We start from the raw sequence: 2,956 nt of genomic DNA, 5'->3' as shown, positions 1-2,956 counted from the left end.
GACCTTTTGCCTTTGCTATCCCAACATAAAATTGAAGGTTGCGTGGCCGTTCAAGCTGATGAAAGTTTTCATGAAACAGCCTTCCTTCTCGATTTAGCGGAGGAACATACAGAAATCAAGGCAGTCGTAGGCTGGGCGGATCTAGGCAGCGATGCCTTGGATAAAGATCTAGACCAATTTGCAAAACATCCAAAACTCAAAGGTTATCGGGAAATACTTCAATCCAAGCCCGTGGAATATATGCTTCGAAAAGACTTTATCCGTGGCATTGAGAAAATTGGTAAAAGAGGATACACCTACGACATTCTTGTTTTCCCAAACCAACTGGAAGCAACACTCCAATTTATAAAATCAAGTCCTGAGCAACACTTTGTCATTGATCACCTAGCCAAGCCAAATATCAAATTGGGTATTTGGAGGGAATGGAAAAAGGAAATGGCACTGATTGCAGAAAGGGATTATATCTATTGTAAGCTTTCCGGGATGGTCACAGAAGCAGATTGGAAAGGATGGAAACCAGATGATTTTCAGACTTATATGGATGTCATGCTGGAAGCTTTTGGGCCAAACAGATTAATGTTTGGGTCCGATTGGCCAGTATGTTTGGTAGCAGCCGAATACGAGCAAGTTTTTGATTTGGTAGATCGATTTACAAATAAGCTCTCTACCACTGAGAAAAAACAGATCTTGGGAGAAAATGCAGCCAAATTTTACGGGATAAAGGAATAAATTAAAGCTTGACAAAACCCAAAATGAATTTAAATCTTAAAGACAAAGTAGTTTTAATAAGTGGGGGAGCTAAAGGAATTGGAGGGGCAATCTCTTTAGGGCTTATTGAGGAAGGGGCAATTCCTGTGATTATTGATCCCTCTGAAAAGGAAGGAATTAAAATCTTGGAAAAAGCCCCATTAAAATCCCTTCAGATTCCGATCCGATTAACAAGCGCTTCAGATGCTGAAAAAGCAGTGAATTTAGCAATTGAAAAGTTTGGACGAATTGATGGGTTGGTAAACAATGCAGGTGCAAACGACAGCGTTGGTTTGGAGCATGGATCACCGGAGGCATTTGCCAATTCAGTTTCCAAAAATTTATTTCACTATTATCACTTGGCACATTTTGCACTCCCTCACCTCAAAAAAACGAAGGGAGCTATTGTCAATATCAGTAGTAAAACTGCAGTAACCGGTCAGGGAGGGACTTCTGGCTACACAGCAGCCAAAGGGGCACAACTTTCTCTTACCAGGGAATGGGCTGTCGAGCTCCTACCCTATCAAATCCGAGTAAACGCGGTAATACCTGCTGAGGTCTACACTCCACTTTATCAAAACTGGATTCAGACTTTTGAAAACCCAGAGCAAAAACTTGCTGAAATCACCCAAAATATTCCTTTCGGAAACCGAATGACTACCCCTGAGGAAATCGCGGCAATGAGCATTTTCTTACTTTCTGATAAAGCTTCGCATATAACCGGTCAACACCTGTTTGTAGACGGAGGATACACCCACCTAGACCGATCACTTTGATGAGCCCAAAACCAGCATTAGTTCCCAAAAACCTAGTCCTCCCATTTATTTTAATTACATCACTTTTCGCTTTATGGGGATTTGCCAATGATATTACCAATCCTATGGTCGCGGCTTTTAAGCGCGTCTTAGAATTAAATAACACCCAAGCTTCTTGGGTTCAAATGGCTTTTTATGGAGGCTATTTTACCATGGCACTACCTGCAGCTTTTTTCATTAAAAAATATTCCTATAAAACTGGAATCTTATTGGGGTTGGGTCTTTATGGCTTTGGGGCATTACTCTTTTATCCTGCAGCTGCTTGGGAAAGTTATGGATTTTTCCTGGCCTCACTTTACATCCTTACATTCGGTTTAGCCTTTCTCGAAACTACTGCCAATCCCTATATTTTGTCTATGGGCCCAGATGCTACGGCTACCCAGCGATTAAATTTAGCACAGGCTTTTAATCCTATGGGAGCCTTGGCAGGTTTGTTTGTGGCAAAGCAATTTATTTTGAATGCACTTCAATCGAATGCAACGGATGCTGATGGCAATATCATTTTTTCCTCGCTTGATGAATCAGCAAAAGCTGTGATTAGAACGGCTGATCTGATGGTTATTCGAAACCCTTATGTGATGTTGGGTTTAGTCGTCATCGGAATTCTGGTGATTATAGCCTTGGTAAAAATGCCGGAGAACAAAGAAACAGGAAAAGTAGAATTCAAGGCTACTATGGGCAGATTGTTGAAAAACAGAAATTTTGTTGAAGGAACGCTTGCCCAGATGTTTTACGTGGGCGCTCAAATCATGGTTTGGACCTATATTTATCAGTATGCAGAAGTGTTGGGAATTTCCAATGCTGATGCAGTAAATTATGGATATGCGGCATTAGTAGTCTTCTTGGTTGGTAGATGGATCTGTACTTTTTTACTTCGGTTTATCTCTCCTACAAAGTTGCTCAGCATCTTTTCAGTTCTCGCAATTTCATTCACCGCTGGTGCCATATTTCTTCCCGGTATGGCTGGACTCTACTCCCTAGTTGCCATTTCTTTTGCGATGTCACTTATGTTTCCAACCATCTATGGAATTGCCCTGGACGGATTGGGTGAAGACTCAAAATTTGCTGCGGCATACTTAGTAATGGCCATCGTAGGCGGAGCAATTATGCCAACACTGCAAGGAATGATTATGGACATCGGTGGAATTGCTTACGATGACACTTTGATTTTAGGAGTTCCTGAGGTAAACTTCTCATTTATTCTTCCGCTCTCCTGCTTTGTAATGGTTTTACTATTTAGTCTTCGGGTCAAAAAAGTATCAAAGTTGGAAGCTTAAAACCTCCAACTCGAAATAGCCAACTAGATTGAAATAAAATGAAAACCCAAACTTTTGTATTAATCTGTGATCTAAAAGATGAGGAAGAGGCCATACAAGCTTATGTGGATTGCCATA

General features: G+C 41.0%; 3 protein-coding genes. All 3 read left to right on the top strand.

The window, feature by feature from the left end:
* The coding region (locus Q0L68_RS18880) for an amidohydrolase family protein (protein WP_296705804.1) at nt 1-729 on the top strand (729 nt) is incomplete at its 5' end.
* A 23-nt stretch (nt 730-752) separates the two neighbouring features.
* Entirely contained in the window at nt 753-1,523 is a 771-nt protein-coding gene (locus Q0L68_RS18875; protein ID WP_296705803.1) for an SDR family oxidoreductase, read from the top strand.
* Entirely contained in the window at nt 1,523-2,839 is a 1,317-nt protein-coding gene (gene fucP / locus Q0L68_RS18870) for an L-fucose:H+ symporter permease (protein WP_296705802.1), read from the top strand. Before Q0L68_RS18875 ends, fucP begins: the two co-directional genes overlap by 1 nt.
* The last annotated feature ends 117 nt before the right edge of the window (nt 2,840-2,956 follow it).

This window comes from Algoriphagus sp., from assembly GCF_024642405.1.
Classification (GTDB): Bacteria; Bacteroidota; Bacteroidia; order Cytophagales; family Cyclobacteriaceae; genus Algoriphagus.
Note: the sequence above shows the minus strand (reverse complement) of the source record. Positions and strands in the feature narration are given on the sequence as shown.

What these genes read in the sequence shown, in the direction of transcription:
- Q0L68_RS18875 (WP_296705803.1), top strand. Translation starts at nt 753, where the DNA reads ATGAATTTAAATCTTAAAGACAAAGTAGTTTTAATAAGTGGGGGAGCT.
- fucP (WP_296705802.1), top strand. Translation starts at nt 1,523, where the DNA reads ATGAGCCCAAAACCAGCATTAGTTCCCAAAAACCTAGTCCTCCCATTT.